Annotated in this window: 20 protein-coding genes and 2 pseudogenes; 7 read left to right on the forward strand and 15 right to left on the reverse strand. The window is 69.3% G+C overall.

The window, feature by feature from the left end:
* The 3 genes from VLK61_RS07605 to VLK61_RS07615 all read left to right on the forward strand — a co-directional run.
* The coding region (locus tag VLK61_RS07605) for an amidase family protein (RefSeq protein WP_325419801.1) at positions 1-758 on the forward strand (758 nt) is incomplete at its 5' end.
* Positions 759-790: 32 nt separating this feature from the next.
* A complete protein-coding gene (locus tag VLK61_RS07610; RefSeq protein ID WP_325419803.1) occupies positions 791-2,170 on the forward strand; it encodes a M20/M25/M40 family metallo-hydrolase in 1,380 nt (459 codons plus the stop codon).
* A gap of 106 nt (positions 2,171-2,276) precedes the next feature.
* On the forward strand, positions 2,277-3,167 hold the full coding sequence (locus tag VLK61_RS07615; RefSeq protein ID WP_325419805.1) for a dienelactone hydrolase family protein: 891 nt from the start codon (positions 2,277-2,279) through the stop codon (positions 3,165-3,167).
* A 46-nt stretch (positions 3,168-3,213) separates the two neighbouring features.
* Here VLK61_RS07615 and VLK61_RS07620 read toward each other — a convergent pair whose 3' ends face one another.
* Both VLK61_RS07620 and imuA read right to left on the reverse strand, forming a co-directional pair.
* Positions 3,214-4,761 carry a Y-family DNA polymerase gene (locus VLK61_RS07620; RefSeq protein WP_325419807.1) on the reverse strand — a complete coding sequence of 516 codons (1,548 nt, stop codon included), beginning with the start codon at positions 4,759-4,761 and terminating at the stop codon, positions 3,214-3,216.
* Positions 4,762-4,833: 72 nt separating this feature from the next.
* Positions 4,834-5,931, reverse strand: coding sequence for a translesion DNA synthesis-associated protein ImuA (imuA, locus tag VLK61_RS07625; protein WP_325419808.1), 1,098 nt, complete (start codon positions 5,929-5,931; stop codon positions 4,834-4,836).
* Between the two features lie 108 nt (positions 5,932-6,039).
* Here imuA and msbA point away from each other — a divergent pair, with 108 nt between their 5' ends.
* Complete coding sequence (gene msbA / locus VLK61_RS07630) at positions 6,040-7,764, forward strand: lipid A export permease/ATP-binding protein MsbA (protein ID WP_325419810.1); 1,725 nt, start codon at positions 6,040-6,042, stop codon at positions 7,762-7,764.
* Between the two features lie 93 nt (positions 7,765-7,857).
* On the forward strand, positions 7,858-8,688 hold the full coding sequence (locus VLK61_RS07635; RefSeq protein ID WP_414636783.1) for an aldo/keto reductase: 831 nt from the start codon (positions 7,858-7,860) through the stop codon (positions 8,686-8,688).
* 7 nt (positions 8,689-8,695) lie between these two features.
* Here VLK61_RS07635 and VLK61_RS07640 read toward each other — a convergent pair whose 3' ends face one another.
* The 5 genes and pseudogenes from VLK61_RS07640 to VLK61_RS07660 all read right to left on the reverse strand — a co-directional run bounded on the left by VLK61_RS07640 (position 8,696) and on the right by VLK61_RS07660 (position 14,899).
* Positions 8,696-10,321, reverse strand: coding sequence for an ABC transporter ATP-binding protein (locus VLK61_RS07640; protein WP_325419814.1), 1,626 nt, complete (start codon positions 10,319-10,321; stop codon positions 8,696-8,698).
* Positions 10,318-11,130: an ABC transporter permease gene (locus VLK61_RS07645; RefSeq protein ID WP_325419816.1), complete on the reverse strand. Its 813-nt coding sequence runs from the start codon at positions 11,128-11,130 to the stop codon at positions 10,318-10,320. The genes VLK61_RS07640 and VLK61_RS07645 overlap by 4 nt, the downstream gene beginning before the upstream one ends.
* A 76-nt stretch (positions 11,131-11,206) precedes the next feature.
* Positions 11,207-12,145 (reverse strand): annotated as a pseudogene (locus VLK61_RS07650) (ABC transporter permease); the annotation flags it as partial.
* Between the two features lie 21 nt (positions 12,146-12,166).
* A pseudogene (locus tag VLK61_RS07655) lies at positions 12,167-13,729 on the reverse strand (ABC transporter substrate-binding protein).
* 12 nt (positions 13,730-13,741) lie between these two features.
* Entirely contained in the window at positions 13,742-14,899 is a 1,158-nt protein-coding gene (locus VLK61_RS07660; protein WP_325419818.1) for a C45 family peptidase, read from the reverse strand.
* Between the two features lie 64 nt (positions 14,900-14,963).
* On the opposite strand from VLK61_RS07660, the gene VLK61_RS07665 reads away from it, so the two are divergent.
* Complete coding sequence (locus VLK61_RS07665) at positions 14,964-15,884, forward strand: GntR family transcriptional regulator (protein WP_325419820.1); 921 nt, start codon at positions 14,964-14,966, stop codon at positions 15,882-15,884.
* 123 nt (positions 15,885-16,007) lie between these two features.
* A complete protein-coding gene (locus tag VLK61_RS07670; protein ID WP_325419822.1) occupies positions 16,008-16,229 on the forward strand; it encodes a hypothetical protein in 222 nt (73 codons plus the stop codon).
* A gap of 22 nt (positions 16,230-16,251) precedes the next feature.
* On the opposite strand, the gene VLK61_RS07675 is transcribed toward VLK61_RS07670, so the two are convergent.
* The 8 genes from VLK61_RS07675 to VLK61_RS07710 all read right to left on the reverse strand — a co-directional run.
* Positions 16,252-16,533, reverse strand: coding sequence for a hypothetical protein (locus tag VLK61_RS07675; RefSeq protein WP_325419824.1), 282 nt, complete (start codon positions 16,531-16,533; stop codon positions 16,252-16,254).
* A 28-nt stretch (positions 16,534-16,561) separates the two neighbouring features.
* Positions 16,562-17,830, reverse strand: coding sequence for an ammonium transporter (locus VLK61_RS07680; RefSeq protein WP_325419826.1), 1,269 nt, complete (start codon positions 17,828-17,830; stop codon positions 16,562-16,564).
* 219 nt (positions 17,831-18,049) lie between these two features.
* The gene (locus VLK61_RS07685; RefSeq protein ID WP_325419828.1) at positions 18,050-18,577 is read right to left on the reverse strand and encodes a hypothetical protein; all 528 of its coding nucleotides are present in this window, start codon (positions 18,575-18,577) and stop codon (positions 18,050-18,052) included.
* Between the two features lie 6 nt (positions 18,578-18,583).
* Positions 18,584-19,291, reverse strand: a complete 708-nt coding sequence (locus tag VLK61_RS07690; RefSeq protein WP_325419830.1) for a L,D-transpeptidase — start codon at positions 19,289-19,291, stop codon at positions 18,584-18,586.
* 141 nt (positions 19,292-19,432) lie between these two features.
* Positions 19,433-20,632, reverse strand: a complete 1,200-nt coding sequence (locus tag VLK61_RS07695) for an MFS transporter (protein WP_325419833.1) — start codon at positions 20,630-20,632, stop codon at positions 19,433-19,435.
* A gap of 1 nt (position 20,633) precedes the next feature.
* Complete coding sequence (locus VLK61_RS07700; RefSeq protein WP_325419836.1) at positions 20,634-22,112, reverse strand: NAD(P)-binding domain-containing protein; 1,479 nt, start codon at positions 22,110-22,112, stop codon at positions 20,634-20,636.
* Positions 22,113-22,276: 164 nt separating this feature from the next.
* Complete coding sequence (gene arsC, locus VLK61_RS07705; protein ID WP_325419838.1) at positions 22,277-22,699, reverse strand: arsenate reductase (glutaredoxin); 423 nt, start codon at positions 22,697-22,699, stop codon at positions 22,277-22,279.
* Positions 22,692-23,300: MIP/aquaporin family protein (locus VLK61_RS07710; protein ID WP_325419840.1), on the reverse strand; the 609-nt coding region annotated here is incomplete at its 5' end. The genes VLK61_RS07710 and arsC, both read right to left, overlap by 8 nt.

Here is a 23,300-nt window from a genome sequence, read left to right on the forward strand (position 1 = left end):
CCGTCGACCCGGCGACGCTGCGCGTGGGCTGGACCGAAGACTTCGGTCTGTGCATCGTCGACCCGGAGATCCGGCAGAGCTTTCGCCGCCGCGTCGAGGCCATCCGCCCGCTGGTTGCGCGCTGCGAGCCGCTGGACCTGCAGCTCGGCGATGCCGACCGCGCCTTCGACATCCTGCGCGCGGAGAGCTTCGTCGCGGCTTTTGCCGACGCCTTCCGCAACGCGCCCGAGACGCTGGGCCCGAACGTGCGTGCCAACGTCGAGATGGCCGCGGCCATCACGCTGGCCGACCGTGCCTGGGCCCACCTGGAGCAGACGCGCATCGCGCGGCGCTTTGCCCAGGCCTTCGAGCAGTTCGACCTCATCCTCGCGCCGACCACGCCGGTGACGCCTTTCCCGTGGACCGAGCTGTATGCCCAGCGCATCGACGGCCAGGCCATGCGCAACTACTACCACTGGCTGGGCCTGACCTACGTGGTCACGCTGGCCACCAACCCGGCGCTGTCGCTGCCCTGCGGCACCGATGACCACGGCAAGCCCTTCGGCCTGCAGCTGATCGGCCGGCTGCGCGGCGATACCGCGCTGCTCGGCGCGGCGCAGGCCCTCGAACAGGCCTTCGCCGATTCAGCCGAATTCTGCCGACCGCGGCCCGATCTCGACACCCTGCGCGGCGCCCGCCCCGAATTGAAGAGCATCGTCACGCACCCGCCACTGGCCGGTGATGCCGCATCCGGCGGCGCCGCCGCCACCGCTGTCTGAGCAGCACGCCCTTCCCTCACCTGCACGCCATCATGCATCGTTCCCACACACCGCGATCCACCCGCCAATACACCCACCTACTGGCCTGCCTTCCGCTCGTCGCCGCGCTGTGCTGCGCCGGTGCTGCCCAGGCCCAGTTCAACGCCGTGGCGCCGACGCCGGAGAAGCTCAAGCCAGCGGTCGACCAGGCCTTCGAGCAGCTGCTGGCCGCACCGTCGACCCAGCGCCTGCTCGAGGCCGTGAAGGCCGACCACCAGCGTTCGATCGACGACCTGCGGCTGCTGACCGAAACCGAGGCGCCACCGTTCAAGGAGCAAAAACGGGCCGAGCTGTTCCTCTCGCGCATGATCGCGCTGGGCCTGCGCGACGCGAAGATCGACGCCGAAGGCAACGTCGTCGGCCTGCGCAAGGGCAGCGGCCGCGGGCCCAAGCTGCTGATCTCGGCCCACCTGGACACGGTGTTCCCGGCCGGCACCGACGTGACGGTGAAGGAACGCGACGGCAAGCTCTATGCACCGGGAATATCAGACAATGTACGCGGCCTCTCGGTGCTGCTGTCCTGGCTGAAGGTGCTCAACGACAACCAGGTGCAGACGGTCGGCGACCTGCTGATCGTCGCCAACACCGGCGAAGAGGAGCTGGGCAACCTGCGCGGCATCAAGCGCATCTTTGCCGAGCACCTGGACATCGACGGCATGGTCGGCCTGGAGCCGGCGCCGGACGGCCGGGTGCTGGTGCTCGGCACCGCCAGCCACCGCTACGAGGTGAACTTCAAGGGCCCGGGCGGCCACAGCTACGCCGCGTTCGGCCAGGTGCCCAGCGCCATCCACGGCATGGGCCGCGCCATCGCCAAGATCGCCGAGATCAAGACGCCGACTTTCCCCAAGACAACGTTCACCGTCGGCACCGTCGGCGGCGGCACCTCCGTCAACACCATTGCGCCGGATGCGCGCATGGCGGTCGACATCCGCTCGGACGAGATGGGGCCCTTGCTCGACACCGAGAAGCAGATCCTGGCGGCGATCGACGAGGCGGTGACCGAAGAGAACAAGCGCTGGGGCACCAGCACGCTGAGTGTGTCGAACAAGCTGATCGGCGACCGGCCGGGCGGCCGCACATCACCCGACACCACCATCGTCGAGGCCGCCGTGCGTTCGAACACGGCCTTCGGCCACAAGACCGTGCTGTCGGGCGCGAGCACCGACGCCAACGTGCCGATGTCGCTGGGCATTCCGGCGATCATCATCGGCGGCGGCGGCAAGACCGGCGGGTTTCATTCGCTGGGGGAATGGATCGACCTGCATGAAGCCTGGAAGGGCGCGCAGAACTCGCTGATCACGGTGCTGGGCCTGGTGGGTGTGCAGGGTGTGAGCGAGCCCTTGCTGGCCAAGCGGCCGGCGCGGCTGAAATAGCCCCTGTAGCAGCCCCTGCCAATAGCTCCAGCCAATAGCCCCCTCGGCGGCGCGGGCTCGGATCCGGGGCATCATCCTCGGCCCATTTCAGCCGTAAGGATCGCCCATGCCCCGCCTGACCGCCCGCGATTTCGCGCCCGAAGTCCTGCAGTTGTTCGACCAGTATGTGCACGGCGCACTCAGCCGGCGTGGCTTTGTGCAATCGGCCGCGAAGTACACGGCCGGCGTGGTCGGCGCCGAACTGGTGCTGCAGCAGCTGGCGCCGAACTTCGCTGCCGCCCAGCAAGTCCAGCCGACCGACAAGCGCATCGTCGCCAGCTTCGTGGAGCTGCCGTCGCCGCAAGGCTACGGCACGCTGCGCGGCTACCTGGTCAAACCGGCTGAAGTACGCGGCAAGCTGCCCACCGTGCTGGTGGTGCACGAGAACCGCGGCCTCAATCCGCACATCGAGGACATCACCCGCCGCCTGGCGCTGGACAACTTCATCGCCTTCGCGCCGGACGCCTTGTTCCCGCTGGGCGGCTACCCGGGCGACGAAGACAAGGCGCGCACGCTGTTCGCCACGCTGGACCAGAGCAAGACACGCGCCGATTTCATCACCGCGGCAGCGATGCTCAAGGCCCTGCCGCAAGGCAACGGCAAGCTCGGCGTGGTCGGCTTCTGTTATGGCGGCGGCATGGCCAACTACCTGGCCACGCAGCTGCCGGACCTGGCCGCTGCCGTGCCGTTCTATGGCGGCCAGCCGCCGGCCGAAGACGTGGTGCGCATCAAGGCACCGCTGCAGCTGCACTACGCCGGCAACGACGAGCGCATCAACGCCGGCTGGCCGAAGTACGAAGAGGCGCTGAAAGCCGCGAAAGTGCGCTACGAAGCGCACCTCTATGCCGGCGCGCAGCATGGCTTCAACAACGACACCACGCCGCGCTTCGATGCAGCGGCGGCGCAGCTGGCCTGGCAGCGCACGCTGGCCTTCTTCAACCAGCACTTGCGCGGCTGAGCGGCCGGCGCGGCGCCTCACACTGCCCGCTTGAAGGCACTGGGGATCAGGCAAAGCGCCCTTGCAGGAACCAGCCGCTGCTCTGCCCGCGCGGCTGCGGCAAGCGCTCGCAGAAGATCCACACCAGGGCGCCATCGGGCTGGCTGGCGATGAAGTAGTCGCGGGTGACCAGCTGGCTGTCCCACCAGCCGGATTCAATGCGCTCGGGTCCAGCCAGCAGTTGCAGCGGCCGGCCTTCGAACCAGGGCAGGCCGGCCTTGTCGGGCAAGGGCAGCGGCTCGGGCAGCAGCCAGGCCGGGCGGGTCACGGTGCTATCGCGTGAAAGCTGCGGGACCAGGTTTCGAGTGTCGAGCGGAACGCTCGCCACCGAAACGGCAGCGGCGTCCGCCGGCTCGGCCACCGTGGCGCGCTCCGGCCGGTGGTCGGCCACCAGGCGCAGGCCGCACACCTGTTCGCGGCCCAGGCGGGCCTGCAGGCGCTCGATCAAACGGGTCAGGCCGACGGCTTCGCTGGCCCGGGTGGGAAACAGCTCGGCATTCGGCGGCGAGCCGGCCACAAGCCCGTCGCAGTGCAGGCTGAGCTCCAGCGCCGGGGCTTGCAGCGGCAGCCGGCCCAGGCGCTCGGCCAGCAGTTGCTGCAGGTGATCGGCATCGACAGCCGCTTCGGCCAGCGCAATCTCCAGCGGCGTGCTGGCCGGCACGGCGGCATCGCTGCGGTGCCGTGGTTCATGGTGCATCAGCAGCGTGAAGTGCGGGATGCGGCCGTGCTGGGCCTGGGCCCAGGCCACCAGCCGGGCCAGCAGGATACGCGCGCCGGCCAGCACCTGCGCGCTGGTGTCGGCACGGGCGAACAGCTCCAGCCGGCTGTCGAAGCGCGGCGCCAGCGTGACCCAGCACTGCGGCTCGGGCGCATCGCCGCGGGCGCGGTCCAGGTCGAGCAGCAGCTCGGGGCTGAAGCGGCGGGCCAGCCCGGAGCGCGGCAGCTTGCGCAGGTCGGACAAGTAGCGCAAGCCCATGCCTTGCAGCGCTTCCCAGTGTTCACGCCCCGGGCCAAGCAACCACACCGGCGCTTCATCGAGCCAGCGGCGCAGCACGGCCAGGTCGGTGCTGTGCGGGCCCAGCGCCAGGTCGGTCCGCCAGGACGCCAGCAGCGCCGCCCCCAGCGCGGTGGGCGCCGTAGCGATCTGCAGCTGGTGACCCAGCGGTGCCAAGGCAAGTTCCAGCCGCTGCAGCAAGGCCGGCAGGCCGCGAAAGTAGCGCAGGCTGGCCTGCACCTCCAGCCGCACCCCCGCCCGCCCGGCTTCGTCGGACAAGGCCACCGCGGGCGTGAAAGCCAGCGCCGCATGGGCCACGGCCAGCAAGGCTTCGGCATCGCGCCGGTGATCGGCCTGGCCCAGCAGCAGCTCGGGCGCCAGCGCCAGCGCGGTGACGCGCTTGATGCCGGGCCGCACGCCGCGCGCGCGCGCAGCCGCATCGGCCTGCACGATGTGCTGCGTTTCAACCAGTGCCAACGGCCGGCCGGCCTGCGCCGGGCCCAGCGTGCTGGCGAAGGTTTCCAGCGACAGCAAAGGCAGGTGAACACCGATCCACAACATCTGGCAAGCACCGCGGCAAAGACGTCAAAGCACCCGGCCCGGCATCATCGGCTGGGCATCATCGGCTGGGCATCACCGGCCAGCCCCCCCGGCCAGCGCGGCCGTCAGAGCCTGCGCCTGCGGGTCATCGTCGCGATGGTCCAGCGCCTGCGCGAAGGCAGCCCGTCGCACCTGCACCTGTGCAAGTGCAGCTTGGCGCATCTGCGCGCGTTCCTGCGCCGACCCGCCCAGCACCGGCGGCAGCGCCAGCTGCAGCCCCTGCAGCAGGGGTGGGCCCCGGCGCTTGAGCACCTGCAGCTGCAGCGCATCGGCCCCGGCCGACTGCAGCAGCAGCCGCAGCGGCGCGGCGCTGGGCCGGTGGCGGGCCTCGATCTCGCGGAACACGAAGGCCGGCCCGTCATGCGCCTGCGCGGCCAGCTGCAGCCGGCGCACGGCATCGGCCTTCAGCGGCGCAGGCAACCAGGCCAGCACCGCGCCGACATGGCCGCTCTTCAATGCCTGTTCCAGCGCCCACAGCACATCGGCGTTGGGCAGCAACTGGCGCAGCGGGCCTTGCCGTGCGGCCGCGGCCGCCGGCCGGCCGTGGGGCACACGCCCGCGCACCACCAGCCAGTGCCGCGCATCCAGGCCCAGCTGCGCCAGGGCGCTGCCGTACAGCCCGGCCGGAGGGTCGAACAACATCACGCAGTGGCTGCCGGCCGCGCCGGGGCTGCTGAACGAGCGTGACACCGCCGCCAGGGCCGGTGCCAGCAGACGCAGCTCGCCCAGTCCCGGGTGCGGCAGCAGCAACTCAGTGAGCACGCGGTGCGGCCAGCCGCCGCCCGGCAGTACAGCGTCCAGCGGGGCAAAACCACTGGCAGTGACGACATGCAGGCCACCGCCCAGCTGGTCGGCGCGCCACAGCGCGGGGTGAAGGTCTTCCGGCGCGCGTTGCGCAGGGTGAGTGTCTTCCGGCGCGGGCAGCGCCGGGGGCAGGATGGCCTGAGCCGGCGGCGGACTGGCGGGTGTGGCCAGACCCGGAGGCAGCGCATCCGGCGCGGCCAACTCCAGCTGCCAGCTCTGCGCCGCCGCCCCGCTCAAGCGCGGGCCGGGTTTCACCGGCAAGGGCCGCAGCGGCCGCGGCCCCTCAGGCACCGGTGCAGCCAGGTCATCGAAGAGTGAGAGGTTCACCACGATACTGTAGTTTCGTACAGCATGGATGGCAAGCCCGCCTTCGGCGCTGACCCCGATAATCCGCGCCAGCGCTGCGTCCAAGAGCCGCGTCCACCGCCCGCCCTCATGTCGTCACTGCTGCAGCGCCTGTCCCGCATCGCACCCTATTTCCGTCACAGCCGGCTGGCCATCCTCGTGGCCATGATCGGCTCGTTGATCGGCGCCGCCACCGAACCGCTGATCCCGGCGATGATGAAACCGCTGCTGGACCAGGGTTTCGCCGCCGGTGCGTTGCCGCTGTGGCTGGTGCCGGTGGCCATCGTCGGCATCTTCGCGGTGCGCGGGCTGGCCGGCTTCATCGCGCAGTACGCGCTGTCCTGGGCCGCCTACCGCGGCGTGCAGGACCTGCGCAGCGAGCTGTTCCAGCGCATCCTCACGGCGGAGCCGGCGATGTTCGGTGCGCGCTCGGCCAGCAACCTGACCAACACGCTGGTCTACGAGGTGCAGTCCGGCGCCACGCAGCTGGTGCAATCGCTGCTGACGCTGGTGAAGGATTCGCTGACGCTGCTGGCGCTGCTGGTCTGGCTGCTGTGGCTGAACTGGAAGCTCACGCTGTTCGTCGCGGTGCTGTTCCCAGCGGTGGCCTGGGTCATGCGCACGGTCGGCAAGCGCCTGCACCGCCTGTCCCGCGAAGGCCAGGATGCCACCGACGCGCTGGCTTATGTGGTGGAAGAAAACGTGCTGGCCTGGCGCATCGTGCGCATGCATGGCGCCGGCCCGGCGCAGGCCAAGCGCTTCGACACCCATGCGCAGACGATGCGCCGCGTGCTGATGAAGATCGTCGCCGCCAGCGGCGCGATGACACCGCTGACGCAGTTGTTCACCGCGCTGGCGCTGTCGGCGGTGATCGTCGTCGCGCTGTGGCAAAGCCAGGCCGGCGGCGCCACGGTGGGCGGCTTCGTCGCCTTCATCACCGCGATGCTGATGCTGGTGGCGCCGGTGAAGCATTTGTCCGACGTGATGGCGCCGATCACCCGCGGTCTGGCCGCCATCGAACGCGGGCTGGAGCTGATCGACCAGAGCCCGCTGGAACGCGGCGGCAGCCACGACCCCGGTCGCGCCGCCGGCGAGATCACGCTGGAGGGCGTGGCGCTGCGCTACCACGATGATCAGGCGGCGGCGCTGGAGCAGCTGAGCCTGACGATCCGGCGCGGCGAAACCGTCGCGCTGGTCGGCCCCTCGGGTGCCGGCAAGACCTCGCTGATCAACCTGCTGCCGCGCTTCATCGAGCCCACTGCCGGCCGCATCACGCTGGACGGCGTGGCCCTGCAGGACTGGCAGGTCGACGCGCTGCGCCGCCAGTTCGCGCTGGTCAGCCAGGACGTGGTGCTGTTCAACGACAGCGTGCTGGCCAACATCACGCTGGGCAGCACGCCGGACCGCGAGCGGGCGCTGGCCGCGCTGAAAGGCGCGCACCTGCTCGATTTCGTCAAGCGCCTGCCGCAGGGCGTGGACAGCCTGGTCGGCCACAACGGCAGCCAGCTCTCCGGCGGCCAGCGCCAGCGGCTGGCGATTGCACGCGCGCTGTACAAGGACGCGCCGATCCTGATCCTCGACGAAGCCACCTCGGCGCTGGACAGCGAGAGCGAACGTGCAGTGCAAGAAGCGCTGGACGAACTGATGCGCGAGCGCACCACCATCGTCATCGCGCACCGGCTATCGACCATCGAACATGCCGACCGCATCGTCGTGCTCGAGGGCGGCCGGCTGGTCGAGCAAGGCCCGCATGCCGAACTGCTGGCGCGTGGCGGTGTTTATGCCCGGCTGCATGCCATGCAGTTCAGAACCTGAGGAAGGAGACATGACCATGACCGCGGTCAGCCGCCACCCCGCACCCACAACATGACCCAGTTGCTATCACCGATTGTCGCTGGAGCCTGGCGCATGGCCGATTGGCGCTGGACGCCGCAACAACGCCTGCGCTGGATCGAGGAGAACCTGGAACTCGGCATCACCAGCTTCGACCATGCCGACATCTACGGCGGCTACCAGGTCGAGGACTTGTTCGGCGAAGCGCTGGCGATGCAGCCCGGGCTGCGCAACCGGCTGCAGCTGGTCGGCAAATGCGGCATCCGGCTGGTGTCGCCGGCGCGGCCCGGCACGTGGGTCAAGCACTATGACACGTCGGCGGCGCATGTGCGGGCCTCGGTCGATGCGTCGCTCGCCGCGCTGCGCACCGACCACCTGGACCTGCTGCTGATCCACCGCCCCGATGCGCTGCTGGATGCCGAGGAACTGGCCGGCACCTTCCAGGCCCTGCGCCGCGAGGGCAAGGTGGTGCACTTCGGCGTCTCGAACTTCACGCCCTTGCAATTCCAGTTGCTGCATCGCCGCTGCCCACTGGTGACGAATCAGGTCGAGCTGTCGCCGCTGCACCTGGAGCCGCTGCACGACGGCACGCTGGACCAGTGCCAGGACTTCGGCCTGCGGCCGATGGTCTGGTCGCCGCTGGCCGGTGGCCGGTTGTTCCTCGGCGACGATGCCGATGCGCGGCGGGTGCGCGAGGTGATGGAAGCTCTGGCCGCCGAGCTGGATGTGACGATGGCCACGCTGGCCTTTGCATGGGCCATGCGCCACCCGAGCCGGCCGGTGCCCATCGTCGGCTCGCGCCGCATCGACATCGCGCGCGATGCTGTCTCTGCGCTGGCGCTGAAGCTCGACGCGCAGCAGTGGTACCGCATCTGGCAGGCAGGCGCCGGGCGCGAGGTCGACTGACCCCGGCTCAGCCGGGCGCCGCTGCCGACGTTCCAGGCGCCGCGGCAGCGCTTGCCGCAAACGCCGGCGTGGCTGCCAGCAGGGCCCGGGTGTAGTCGTGCTGCGGCCGGTCGAACACCGCATCGCGGCTGCCTTGTTCGACGATGCGGCCGGCTTGCATCACGATCACCCGATCGGCGATCTGCTCCACCGCCGCCAGGTCATGCGAGATGAACAGGCAGGCGAAACCATGCTGCCGCTGCAGCTGCTTGAACAGCCGCAGCACCTGGGCCTGGATCGTCATGTCCAGCGCCGACACCGGCTCATCCGTCACCACCAGCGCCGGCCCGCGCATCAGCGCGCGTGCAATCGCCACACGCTGGCGCTGACCGCCGGACAACTCGTGCCCGAAGCGCTGGCCGAAGCCGTCCCGCCCCACTTCGGCCAGCATGGCTTCGGCCCGCTGGCGGCGCGCCGCGGCATCGACACCAGCCACCAGCTTCAGCGGTTCTTCGACGATGGCCCCAATGCGCTGCCGCGGGTCCAGCGACGAGTACGGGTCCTGGAACACCAGCTGGCAGGCCATGCGGAACGGCCGCAGCGCGCTGCCCTGGAGCGCACGCATCTCGCGGCCCTGCCAGCGGATCTCGCCTTCGTGACTGTCGACCAGGCGCAGCAGCGCGCGGCCCAGCGTGGTCTTGCCTGAGCCGCTGCCGCCGACCACCGCCACGGTTTCGCCGGGCCGCACCTCGATGTCGACCGCATCGAGCGCCCGATGCCCCGGGTCGCGCGCCAGCAGGCCACGCCGGCGGCCGGGATAGACCACGCTGAGCCGGCGTGCCGCCAGCAGCGGCTCGCCGACGGCCACCACGGGTGCGTCGGCGCCACGCCGCGGCAAGGCCTCGACCAGCGTGCGCGTGTAGGGCATGCGCGGCGCGAACAGCACCTGCGCGGTGCCGCCCTGCTCCACCAGCCGACCCTTTTCCATCACCACCGCACGCTGGGCATAACGGGCGACGAGGCCCAGGTTGTGGGTGATCAGCAGCACGGCGGTACCTTGCTCACGCGCCAGTTCCACCATCAGGTCCAGCACCTCGCGCTGCGTCAGCGTGTCCAGCGCGGTGGTCGGCTCGTCGGCGATCAGCAAGCGAGGTTTGAGCAGCATCACCGAGGCCAGCATGATGCGCTGGCGCATGGCCCGCAGGCACGAGGCCGGGTCGCTGATCTGGATGCGTTCCAGCATCGCCAGGCAGCGCGCGCGGCGCTCGGCCGCGCCGAGCCGGGTGTGCAGGCGCAGGCCCTCGTCCATCTGCGCGCCGATGCTCAAGCCCGGGTTCAGCGAGACCATGGGCTCCTGGAACACCATGCCGATGCCCGGCCCGCGCAGTTGCCGCAATGCGTTGGGCGTGGCCGAGGCCAGGTCCTGCCCATCCAGCAACACGCGCCCGGCACGCCGCACCACGCCTGGCGGCAGCAGGCCCAGCACCGAGCGCGCAGCCAGGGTCTTGCCGCTGCCCGATTCACCGACCACGGCCAGGAACTCGCCGGCCCGAAGTTCGAAGGACAGGTCGTCGACCAGCGTCAAGCCGCGCGCCGGCGCTTCCAGGCGCAGGCCTTGCACCGACAGCAACGGCACCGCGGCATCCCGCTTCATGCCTGCACCATGCGCGGGTCCAGCCGGTCGCGCAGCGCATCGCCCAGCAGGTTGATACCCACCAAAGTGAGCGCAATGCACAGGCCCGGCGCCAGGCCCAGCCACATCGCGCTTTGCAGGTAGGGCCGCGCGCTCGACAGCATGTTGCCCCAGGTGGGGGCTGGCGGCGCGACGCCCAGGCCGAGGAAACTCAAGGCGCTTTCGGCCAGCAGCACCCAGCCGAACATCGAGGTGGCCAGCACCGCCACCGGCGCCACGCAGTTCGGCAGCACATGGCGCAGCATCGTCAGCCACTCGGGGTTGCCGATCATGCGCGAGGCTTCGACGAACTCACGCTCGCGCAGCGACAGCACCGTGCCGCGCACCACCCGCGCGACCGAAGGCGCATAGGCCAGGCCCAGCGCGGCCACCACGCCCCAGCGGCTGGCGCCGAGCACGACGATCATGCCCATCGCCAGCAGGATGCCGGGAAAGGCCAGCAGCGCGTCGTTGGCCGCCATCAGCAGCCGGTCGACCCAGCCGCGCAGAAAACCCGACAGCACGCCGACGGCCGCCCCCAGCAGCACGGCGATCAGCACGGTGAAGAAAGCGATCAGGCCACTGGTGGCCGCGCCGGCCATCGCCCGCGAGAGCACATCGCGGCCGAATTCATCGGTGCCCCACCAGTGCCCGCCCGACGGCGGCTGCAGCTTGTGCGCCACGTTCACCGCCAGCGGGTCGTAGGGCGTCCACCACAACGCGGCGGCGGCCATCAGCAGCACGGCGGCCACAAGGACGCCCCCGATCAGGGCATTGGTCCGAAGCCTCATCGGTGCACCCTACGGCCTGCGGCCGGTCCCGCCAAGCGGGAATGAGCCCCTTCGGGCGGCCGGGCGGGGCTCTTGCCGCACTCACCCGCGGATCGAACAGCGGATAACACAGGTCCACCAGCAAGTTCACCAGCACGTAGATCATGGCCGTGAACAGCAGGCAGCCCTGCACGACAGGGTAGTCGCGCGAGAAGATCGCGTCGACCAGCAGCCGGCCCAGGCCGGGCAGCGTGAACACGGTTTCCAGCACCGCGATGCCGCCTAGCAGATTGCCCAGCACCAGGCCGATCAAGGTCAGCGTCGGTGCAAACGCGTTCGGCAGCACGTGGCGCAGCAGCACGCGTGATTCGCTGGCGCCCTTGGCCAGGGCACGGGTGACGTACTCCAGCCGCAGCACCTCGATCGCGCTGACACGCGCCATGCGCGTCAGCGCGCCGATCTCGATCAGCGTCAGCGTGATCACCGGCAGCACGATGTAGCCCAGCGCCTGGCGCCAGTCTTCAGCGAAACCGACATAACCGACCACCGGCAGCCAGCCCAGGTGCATGCCGAAGCTCAGCAGCAGCAACAGGCCCAGCCAGAAGCTTGGGATCGACAGCAGCAGCGTGGCACCGGCGACGATGGCGATGTCCAGCGTCTTGTCCTGCTTCCAGGCCGCCAGCAGCCCCAGCGGCACCGCCACCAGCGCCGCCGCGGCCACGGCCAGCAGCACGATGATGGCCGAGACCTGGAAGCGCTCGATGATCAGCGGCAGCACCGCTTCGCCGTTGGTGATCGACTGGCCCAGGTCACCTGCCGCCGCCGCCATCAGCCAGCGCCCGAACTGCAGCGGCAGCGGCGCGTCCAGCCCCATGCGCTGGCGCAACTCGGCCACCTGCGACGCATCGGCCGCATCGCCCAGCATCAGCTGCACCGGGTCGCCCGGAATCGCCCGCATCAGCACGAACACTGCCAGCCCCACCAGCAGCAGCGTCGGCAAGGTCATCGCCAGGCGGCGCAGGATGTAGCCAAGCATGGTGCGTTCTAACGCTTGATATCAGCGTGCCGCGAGCCGCACGTTCCACAGGCGCGGCTGCTGCAGCGCCCAGTTGCGGTAGCCCTGCAGCCGCTTGCTGTGGCCGGTGATCTCCAGCCCGTTGTACAGCACGATCAGCGGCACTTCGTCGAGCAGGCGCTTGTGCAGGGCGTCGAACAGTACCTGGCGTTTGGCCTTGTCCGGCGTGTCCATGCTGGCCGTCAGCTGGGCCTGCACCTCGGGGTTGTCCCAGACCTTGCGCGGCTGCGTGTCCTTCGGCCCGGTGAACATTTCGAAGTTCAGCGACGGGTCCAGCCGCGCCGAGTACGAAAAGCTCATCGCCTGGTACTGGCCCTTGGTATAGCGGTCCAGCTGCGTGGCCCAGTCCAGCACCTCCAGCTCCAGCTTGATGCCGGCCTGCTGCAGCATGGCCTGGCTCAGCACGGCCACGTCGAACATCGGCGCGTAGCGCTTGTTGGTGATCAGCTTGACGGTCTGGCCGGCATAACCCGCTTCGGCCAGCAGCTTCTTGGCTTCGGCCAGGTTGTGGTTGAAGGCCTGCGCCTGCGCGGCGTTGTAGTACGGGCTGGTGCCGGGAATCGCCGAGTTGTTGCGGCGCGACAGCGCATTGCTCGCGCTGCGCACCAGCGCCGGCTGGTCCAGTGCCAGCGCAATGGCGCGGCGGACGCGCACATCTTTCAGCAGCGGGTCGCGGGTCTAGAACAGGATGGCCGACATCGACATGGTCTCGGCCTTGGCCACCGACAGCTGCGGCGCCGCGGCCACCTCGCCAAGGTCCGCCACATCGAGGTCGTTGACGAGATCCAGTTGGCCGCCGATCAGTGCCGCCTTGGCCGCCGCGCCATCGGGAATGATCAGGAAGCGCACGCGCTCGACCTCGGCCTTCTTGGCGCCGGTGTAGCCGTCACCCGGTTCGGCGCGCGAGGCGTATTGGTCGAAGCGCTGCAGCTCGACATATTGGCCGCGCTTCCATTCGCCCAGCTTGAACGGGCCGGTGCCGATGGGCGCGATCCACTTGCCATCCGCGCCCACCGAAGCCCGGTGCATGATGCCGGCGCTGCCGCAATCGGTGCGGGCCATGGTCGTCAGGAACAGCGCCGAGGCTTTGTCCAGCGTGAACACCACGGTCTTCGCATCCGGCGCTTCGACGGCCAGGATCTTGGTGATGCCCCGTCCATCGAACTCGCTGACGCAGCGCCAGTTGGTGGCCGGCGTCAGGTAGCGCTTCCAGGCCCACACCACATCGTCGGCCACCAGCGGCGCGCCGTTGTGAAAGCGCACCCCGTCACGCAGCGTGAAGCGGTAGGTCTTGCCGTCTTTGGACACATCGATCTTCTGCGCCAGCAGCGGGCCGACGCTGGTGTCTTCCTTCAGCCCGACCAGGCCTTCCAGCAGATGCAGCACCACGCCATCGGTGTTGGCATCGCGGTTGACGCCGGGGTCGGTGGAGCGGATGTCCGCATTGAGCCGCGCGCGCAGCAGCGTGCCTTGGGCCTGGGCGGCCCCGGCGCACGCCATCGCGCACAGCGCCACCATCAGCGAGCCTGCGATGCCTTGGATCATCGTCGTCGCCCCTCAGACCGGAACCGGCGTGTTCACCGGCGAGAAGCGTGTCTCCAGCGCGTAGCGCGTGAACTCGCGGTTCAGCGCCGGCAGCAGCGCCACCTCCATCACGCCGGCGGCGGGATCCATCACGATCATCGCCACCGTCGCGCTCAGGTTGCTGGACAGCGTCTGGCGCGGCGGCCGGCAGACCGACCACGGATCGGCGAATCGATCGAACAACGCGCCCTTGACATGGCCGCGCGTGATGCGGCCGTGGTGCGGCGCCAGCAGCGCGTGCACGCGGCGATCGCGGTACAGGCTGTCCGGCGTGCTGAGGATGCCGGTGTCGCGCAGCTTGCCCAGCGCCACGCTGCTCTGCCAGTGGTTGGCATGCACCAGCAGGCCCTGCTGCGGGTGCACCAGGAAGGTTTCGTCCGGCGCGCACTCGAAGTCGATCGCCACGCCCTGCGCGTGGCTGACGATGATGTTGTTTGATGCCGACTTGGCCGTGGTGTACACCGCCCGCAGCGCCAGTGCGAACTCGGTCTGCTCCAGCACCTTGCGGCGGATCAGCGCCAGCGGCACGCCCAGCTGGGAATAGTCCCGCTCACATTCGAGGTAATTCGCGGTGACCGCGATGCCCAGCGCATTGAAGCCGAAGCGCCCCAGCGCGCCGGCTTCGGTGAAGGTGATGTAGTCCGGCCCGTCATCGCGCCGCACCTTCAGCACGATGGCGGTCTCGGCGCAGCCGGCCTTCCAGTCCCAGTTCTGGGCATGGATCAGCCGGCCGTCGGCACTGGCCTCGGGCAGCACGACCACGCCGGTGCAGCCATCCGGCTCATCGTCCACCGGCGCGCCGGCCTGGCGCTGCTGCGCGCGCTGGCGGCGGCTGGCGATCTGCAGCAGTTCGGTGCGTGCGTTCAGCAGCACGATCTGCTCGAAAGGCACATCGGCGCCTTCGGCAATGCCGCGCATCTCGGCCACGTAGTGGACGTCGAAGCCCTCGATCACCGGCAGGTAGCCGGCCACCGCGTCACGCAGTTCGGCGTCGCCGAAACCGCTGCGGCCCAGCTGGGCCGAATAATCGGCAACGCCGCGACGGATGCGTGCCGCCGCCTGGTGGCCATGCTGCAGGCCGCGCTGATGCGGCGTGCCCGAGACTTCAACAAGAGGACAAGGTTCGACCATGCTGCTGCGCCGCCTGAAGTTGGACTGATGAAGTTGGACCCAGTATTATGTATTCTGTCATCACATGCAACATCAAAAACCAATCTCCCGCCGCAAACCCGAGCCCACACTGAGCCCGCTGCAACGGCAGGTGGCCGGCCGCATCGTCGACTGGGTTCGCAGCAGCGGCATGGCGCCCGGCGAGGCCTTGAGCGAACTGAGTGCCGCCGCCGCGCTGGGCGTCTCGCGCACGCCGGTGCGCGCCGCGCTGATCTGGCTGGACCACCACGGGCTGCTGGAGCGCCGGCGCGGCACCGGCTATGTCACGACCCGGCCGGCGGCGGACTTCAGCGCGCCCGAGCTGTCGGTGGCTTCCGACGATGCCGAACACCTGTTCGTCGCGATCGCCCGCGCGCGCAACGCCGGCCAGCTGCCGACCGACATCTCGGAGTCCGACCTGATGCGCCGCTTCGAGGTGACGCGGCCCACGCTGCTGCGCGTGCTGACGCGCCTGGCCGAGGTCGGCATGGTCGAGCGCAAAGCAGGCCATGGCTGGGCCTTTCGGCCGGCCCACAGCGACACCGCGGCCGAACAGGAGAGCTACCGCTTCCGACTGCTGATCGAACCGGCGGGGCTGCGTGAACCCGGCTTCGCGCTGGCGCCGGGCTGGAGCGCGCAGATGCGCGCGCGCCACAAAGCCATGCTGGGCCAGCGCTGGCATGACGGCGCGGCGGTGGAACTGTTCGAGATGAACGCCGCCTTCCACGAGGGCCTGGCCGCGGCGTCCGGCAATCGCTTCGTGCTGATGGCCATGCAGCAGCAGAACCGCATGCGCCGCTTCATCAACTACGAATGGGGCCTGGGCCGCGAACGCATGGTGGTGTCCTGCAGCGAGCACCTGGAGATCCTGGACCGGCTGGACGCCGGCGACCGTGAAGTGGCCGCCGTGCTGCTGCAGCGCCACCTGGACAAGGCCGGCCAGCTGCGCAAGGAGCCGGGAGGCTGAGAATTTTGAAGTGACAAAATTCAGGCATCTGCATCATGCGCCGACCAGCCGGCAGCCGGCGGCACAACAACTGAAACAGGACTCCTCAGCACAACTGAAACCACGCCGCGCCACGATGGCGGCATGAGTTCTCGCCCCCACCCGGCTGACCGCTTTCTGATCGGCGCCCTGACGATGTCCAGCCTGCTCACCAGCGCCATCGCGGCTTTGACGCTGCACGTGGAGACGCCGCTGTCGCAGCCCGCGGCCACGCCACCGCACGGCACCGTGCAGCAACAGCAGCAGCCCAATGAGCATTCCGCCACGCTGGCCTCGGTCAGCCGCGGGCAGCCCGTGCGCCAGTGAGTTCGGCGGCACCGGCGCCGCGTCAACGGATCGTATTGACGTAGCGCCGTGTCGAGGGCGGCGCGCCAGCGGGCGCCAGCACCGGGTGGCGCAGCGGCGCGTCGGGCTGGGTGACCACCGCGGCCTCCAGCCGGTCGGCCCATTCATGCAGTTCGGCATACGGCGCGGCACGCGAGACGCGCACCACTTCGCGCGCGTAGTCAGCGCTCTTGACCATCCACTCCACGTCGGTCACCCGACCCAACCGGCGGCGCAACAGCACATGCAAGCGTGCTGCGATGGCAATCTTCTCGTGGTCAGGCATGCTCTCTCCGTCCGTCGTCGTTGTGAACTCATTCCAGACGCTCGCCGTGCTGGCTGAGGTCCAGCCCTTCGCGCTCATCGTGCGCATTGACGCGCAGGCCGAACAGCAGATTCACCAGCCACAGGATCAGGGCGCTCACGATGCCGCTGTACAGCAGCGTGGCCACCACGCCGATGGCTTGCGCGGCCACCGAGCCCACGCTGCCGCCGATGGCCGGCACAGCCAGTACGCCGGTGAGCAAGGCGCCGATGATGCCGCCGATGCCGTGCACGCCGAACACGTCCAATGAATCGTCGGCGCCGATCAGCCGCTTCAGCTGCGTCGCGCCCCACAGGCAACCGATGCCGGCAGCCCCGCCGATGATCAGCGCCCCGCCGGGATCGACAAAGCCGGAGGCCGGCGTGATGGCCACCAGCCCTGCCACCGCGCCGCTGCACAGGCCCAGCAAGGTGGGCTTGCCGCGCAGCAGCCACTCGGCGAACAGCCAACTCAGCGCCGCCGCCGACGCCGCGAGTTGCGTGACCAGCATCGCCAGGCCGGCACGGCCGTCTGCGGCGGCGGCCGAGCCACCGTTGAAACCCATCCAGCCGACCCACAGCAGGGACGCTCCGATCATCGTGTAGGACAGGTTGGCCGGGATCATCGCCTCGCGACCGAAGCCGACGCGCGGCCCCAGCATCAGTGCCGCGACCAAGCCCGCCGCGCCGGCATTGATGTGCACCACGGTGCCGCCGGCAAAATCGAGCACGCCGCGCTGGGCCAGCCAGCCCGTGGGCTCCCACACCCAATGCGCCACCGGCGCGTAAACCAACAGCGACCACAGGCCCATGAAGGCCAGCAGCGCCGAGAACTTCATGCGCTCGGCGAACGCCCCGGCAATCAGCGCCGGCGTGATGATCGCGAAGCTCAGCTGGAACATCACGAACACCGATTCGGGAATCGTCGTCGCGAGGTGGTGCACCGACACTTCAGCGTGCGCCTTGCTCAAGTACAGCGCATCCAACCAACGTGCGGACAGGTCGCCCAGCCAGCCGCTCCCCGGCATGAAGGCCAGGCTGTAGCCCACCATCATCCACAGCAGCGAGACCAGCGCGCACACTGCAAAGGTTTGCGCCAGCGTGGCCAGGATGTTCTTCTTGCGCACCATGCCGGCGTAGAACAGCCCCAGCCCAGGGATCGTCATCAGCAGCACCAGCACGGTGGCCGTGATCATCCAGGCGGTGTCGCCGGCGCTGATGGCCGTCATCGGCACCCGCGTGGGGCGGGCTGGCGCGTCGGCCCATGCGGGAAAGGCCATCAGCCCGCAGATCACGCGGCACAACAACAGGGCAGCACAGCGAACAGGCCCAGGCCTGGTACGAGATGGCATCGGTACGTCGAGCAGAGTCCGGCGCAGCAATTCGCAAGAAGCGGACCACGTGCAGCCCGCTGCCGACCCGCATGCCCAGGGGACCCCCGTCTGTCCGTGCGCCTGCACCGCTGCCGGGGGCCGTGGCGCCGGCCGTCGCCGAGCCCGCTAGCGCCGGTCCTGTGCGGCAGGCGAGGCCGAACCGTCGCGACGCAACTGCAGCAGGAGCACGGGCGACCGGGGTGATGGCTGGGGCGTGAACAGCAGCGCGTACACCGTCATCGATGAACCCGCTGCGCCCGCCCCACGGAAAGCGACTGACGAGGTCTTGCTCGACGACACCACTTGCCATGGGCCCAGATACTTGACCAGATCGCCGAGCACCAGGCCGGCTTCCGGCCTGAGCCGCAGTTCAGCATCGTCCGACGACTCGTCTTCTGCCCGGGCCCGCAGCACGATGCCCGCAAAGCAGGCGTCGGCCCTGACCTCCCAATACGCGCCGTGTTGCACGGCCGATCCATCGGGACCCAGCAGACCCTTGGCTGCCATGGTGGACAGCCGATGGGCCGCGAACAGGTCGACCATATGCCGGGCTGTCTGTTCAGCAGCCTGCGGACACGCGGCCAGTGCCGCGCCACCGATGGCCAGGCCGCCCCACAGCACGGCCAGCCGAAGGGCTGCATGGGCAGCACCCATGTGGCCTCAGCGCCCGGCGCCGTTCGGGCGCCGGCCGGTCACGATGACCTGCTCGGCACCCGGAAAGAAGTGCACCTCGAAGGGCACTGCCGCGGCAGCAGCCAACTCCCATGCGGTCACCGACTCGCTGTAGCGATGCACGACCACCTTGTTGCCCGCTTTGAAATAGCCCTTGGCAATCAACTCGTCAATGTCCTTGGGCTTCAGGTGAATGCAGCCGTGCGACGGCGACAGGCTGACCGGTTTGCCCGCGGCATCGGCAGCCTCGTCGTTTGGTGTGGTGTGGAAATACTCGGTGTGAATGCGTTCGCCGAGGTCCTTGTCCAGCCGGCCATTGCCATTCTTGTCGTTGTAGAAGTAGCAGGTGATGTGGCCGAAGTCGTTGAAGACCCAGGTCGCCGGCAACTCGGCCTTGCCATAAAGCTGCGTGTTGCGATGCACGAGATCTGCACGCGTCAAGGTCGGGCTCAAGGTGCTCAACGGCTGCCATTTCCCGCCATGCATCACCAGGATGGTGCCGCCTTCTTCCTTGATGGCCGAGCCCCAGCGAATCTTGGACCAGACCGGGTACGACGGGCTGGAATGCTGGCCGCAATGCGAGATGCGATAGGTGCCGGCATCGGTCGGCCCGGCATAGAAGCCATCGTCGGCCTTCGCCAGTTTCGACGGACCGCCCACCGCATCGAATGCAGCCACCCTGACACGTTGCGACATGGCATGCCTCCTGGAGGGCCGCTGCGTGGACTTCGCCTGATACCCCGGACAAACAGCTTACGCGCCTGCAGCGGGTGCAACATCGTATGCCTTGATGAGCGCGCTGCGGCCCGACGACACCGGGCAAGGCGCAGGGTCGCATCAGGACGATCTCGTGCATGTCTCGGTGATGGTGGCCTCGGGGCTGACGCTCGGCAGCAGGCAGAGTGCCAGCAAGGCAAGCAGGCCGACGACCGCCGACACCGCCAGCGCGCCGTCACCCCAGCGGTCGAGCGCCAGACCGAAGAGCCACGGCGACAGCGCCTGCGTGATGCGGGCCGGCACCATCAGCAGCCCTTGCCTGTGGCCGTAGCCGTGGGGGCCGAAGAGGACCAGGGGCAGCGTGCCCTTGGCGATCGTCAGGATGCCGTTGCCCGCACCATGGAGGATGCCGAAGACGGCCGCGGCCGGTGCGCCGATGATCACGAACACGGCCACGCCCAGCGGATGCATCGCCGCGGCCAGCCGCGCCGAGCGCACTGGATGAACTTTGCGCAGGAGGCCGAACTCCAGCAGCCGCGCGCCGACCTGCGAAGGCCCGATCAGCGCGCCGACGAGCACGGCTCCAGCCAGGGAAACGCCGGCGGCCTGAAGCAAACGCGGCAAGTGCGCGGCCATCGCCGTGCTGATGAACCCGGTGGCCGCGAACACGAACGACAGGGCCATCGTCGCCCGCAGCGACGCGGACGGGCGGCCCCCGATGTCTGCGGCCTGCGGCGGGGCCGATGTTGCGTGCAGCGCCGGCGCACGCGGCAGCAGCGCGTTCAGCGGCAGACCGAGCAACAGATGCAGCGCAGCCCATGCGAAGCACGCCCCTCGCCAACCGATGTGGGCCTCGAGCAAGGTCGATAGCGGCCAACCGACGGTGCTTGCGAACCCCGCCACCAGCGTGATGCCGGTGATCGTGTTGCGCGAGTCCTTGCCGTAGAGCCGGACCAAGGCGGCGAACGCGGCCTCGTAGAGACCACTGCCCATGCCGATGCCCAGCACGACCCAGGCGGCAAACAGGCTGACGGGACCTTGCGCGAAGCCGAGGCCGATCAAGCCGAGCGCAAAGACGAGGTTCGTCGCCATCAGCACCGGCCTGCCACCCCAGAGGTCGATGGCGCGGCCCGATCGCGGACCCAGCAGCGCCGAGACGATCAGCGCCACCGAGAAGGCAGCGAACACCGTGGGCATCGCAACACCGAGCTCGCGCGCCATCGGTGCCGCCAGCATCGCAGGCAGGTAGTACGAGGACGCCCAGGCGAGCGTCTGCGCCAGGCCCAGCGCAGCCACCGTTCCCGAGCGTCCGAGCGCCATGTCAGCCGCAGCAGCTCGCAGCCTTGACCGCTGCGGCCGGAACGGACTCCGGCTGGACACCGCACGACTTCGGCCCGCAGCCCGATGCCTTTGGTGGCGCAAGCGCCTGAACCTCGACGGCCGGGGCCGTCCCGCAGCAGTTGCCTGAGGCACCCGCATCGTCCGGGCTCGGGCTCAAACCGCACACACCCGTCTCCGGCAAGTCCAGTTCGACGCGGTCCGCCGCGGCGAGGTCGCCCGCCAGGGCGGCGACGACCGATCTGGCTTGTTCGAAGCCGGTCGCCATCAGGAAGGTGGGTGCGCGCCCATAGCTCTTCACCCCCAGCGTGTACCAGCCCGGCTCGGGATGGGCGAGCTCACGATGACCGTGCGGACGCACGGTGCCGCAGCTGTGCACATTCGGATCGATCAGCGGACCCAGCGCTTCGGTGGACTCGAGCCACGGGTCCAGCTTCAAGCGCAGCTCGCTCGTCAGCGCGAGATCGGGCCGCTGCCCGGTGGCACAGACGATTTCGTCGATGCCGTCGAGCCTGACAACGCGCCGTTGCGCATCGAGACCCAGCACGCTCAGCGTGCCGCCCTCTCGGCGCAATTCGGTGATGCGCAGACCACTCACGAATTCCAGCCCCCCGGTGTCACGCAAGGCCTTCAGCGAAGCGCCGAGCTGGCCGCGCGCAGGCAGCGCGTCGGCATCGCCACCGCCGAACACGCGGGTCAGCACCGGTGAGCGCACCGCCCACACCAGCCGCGAGCCGGGCGACTGCCGGGCCAGTTCGGCAAGGGACAGCAGCGCGTTGGCCGCCGAGTGCCCCGCCCCGACCACCAGCGTGCGTTTGCCCTCGTAACGGGCACGATGGGCGCCCAACACGTCGGGAATGCCGTAGACGATCTGCCCGGCCGCCTCGCGCTCGCCTTCGGCGAAGAGACCGCTCGCGCCGAGCGGATTGGGCGTCTGCCAGGTCCCGGTGGCATCGATGACCGCCCGCGCCAGCAGCTCGACCGGCTTGCCGTCGCGCACGGCACGGATCACGAACGGCGCCTTGTCGCGACCCGCGCTCTTCACCTTGTCGAAGCCCTCGCGGCTGACCGACACGACACGCGTGTTCAGATGCAGCGCCGAGCTCACCTGCGGGAGTGCCGCAAAGGGTTGCAGCACGCGCGTGACCACCTCGCCTGCCAGCGGCAACTCGCTCGCCGCCGGCGCCTGCCAGCCGGTGGCTTGCAGCAGCTTGGCCATCGCTGGGTCGACGTTGTACTGCCATGGCGAGAACAGCCGTACATGCCCGTAGTCGAGCACGTTCGCACCGACCTGCGGGCCGGCCTCCAGCACGACGAATGGCAAGCCACGCTCCATCAGTCGTGCGACCGCTGCCAGACCGACAGGCCCTGCGCCCAGCACCGCGACCGGGAGCAGATCAGAAACGAGCGGCCAATCGGCTGGAGCGGCCTGGCGCGGGGAGATGGTGGTGGCTACGGACATGATCTGGATTCCTTTCGTTCAGACGGCGGCGCGCTCACGCTCGCTCATCGAGGCGAGCAACTGGTTCGCGTGCTCGTTGAGCGTGCGGTTCAAGGCCTTGACGGTGCAGGCGCCTTCGCCGGTGAGCATGACGAGGTTGCGCCCCGTACCACTCGGTCGGACTGTCAGCCTCGCCGCTTTCCATCGTCGATCACGGCCTCACCGTCCTCCTTCGTGAACGGCGCAAGTTTCGGCACCGGCAAGATCTCCAGCACCGCCTCGGACGGGCGGCACAGCTTCGCGCCGAGCGGTGTGACGACGATCGGCCGGTTCATCAGGATCGGATGCTGCTGCATGAAGTCCAGCAACTCGGTGTCGGACCACTTCGGATCGCCCAACTGCAACTCAGCGTAGGGCGTGCCCTTCTCGCGCAGCAGCGCCCTCACGCTGATGCCCATAGCCGCGATGAGCCACTGCAGCGCGGCTTGGGGAGGCGGCGTTTTCAGGTACTCGATCACCAGGGGTTCGATGCCGGCATGGCGGATCAGCGCCAGCGTATTGCGCGAGGTTCCGCAGGCCGGGTTGTGATAGATCGTCACGTCAGGCATGGCGAGGCTCCGTTGATGTGGCGGACGTTGCCGCAGGACTATTCGACGCTGCGTGCGCTGTCTCACCGCCGAGCACCCGGTTCACGAGGGCGGCCAAGCCCGCGCCGAGCAGCTGAGCGATGACAAAGCCGGGCACGCTGGCCGGTGCGATGCCGGCGAAGCTGTCGCTGAACATGCGCCCGAACGCGGCGGCCGGGTTGGCGAACGACGTCGACGCCGTGAACCAGTACGCCGCGCCGATGTAGGCAGCGACCATCGCAGCGACCCGGTTCGCCGGCGCGCGCAGGATGACCAGCAGCAGCCCGAAGGTGGCCACGGCTTCGGCGATCCACTGCCCCGCGCCGGCCCGCACCTTGGTCGAGAACTGCAGGATGCTCATGTCGAACATCGCGTGTGCAAGCCAGGCACCGAGCATCGCGCCGACCAGCTGCGCAGCGATGTACGGCAGCAGCAAGCCCCGCGGCAACGCGCCGCGCACGGCCATCACCAGCGAGACCGCCGGGTTGAAGTGCGCGCCGCTGATCGGGCCGAACACCTCGATCAGGATGTACAGGCCGCCCACCGTCGCCAGCGTGTTCGCGAGCAGCGCGATCGCGACGTT

It is taken from the genome of Aquabacterium sp. (assembly GCF_035476535.1).
Lineage (GTDB): Bacteria > Pseudomonadota > Gammaproteobacteria > Burkholderiales > Burkholderiaceae_C > Pseudaquabacterium.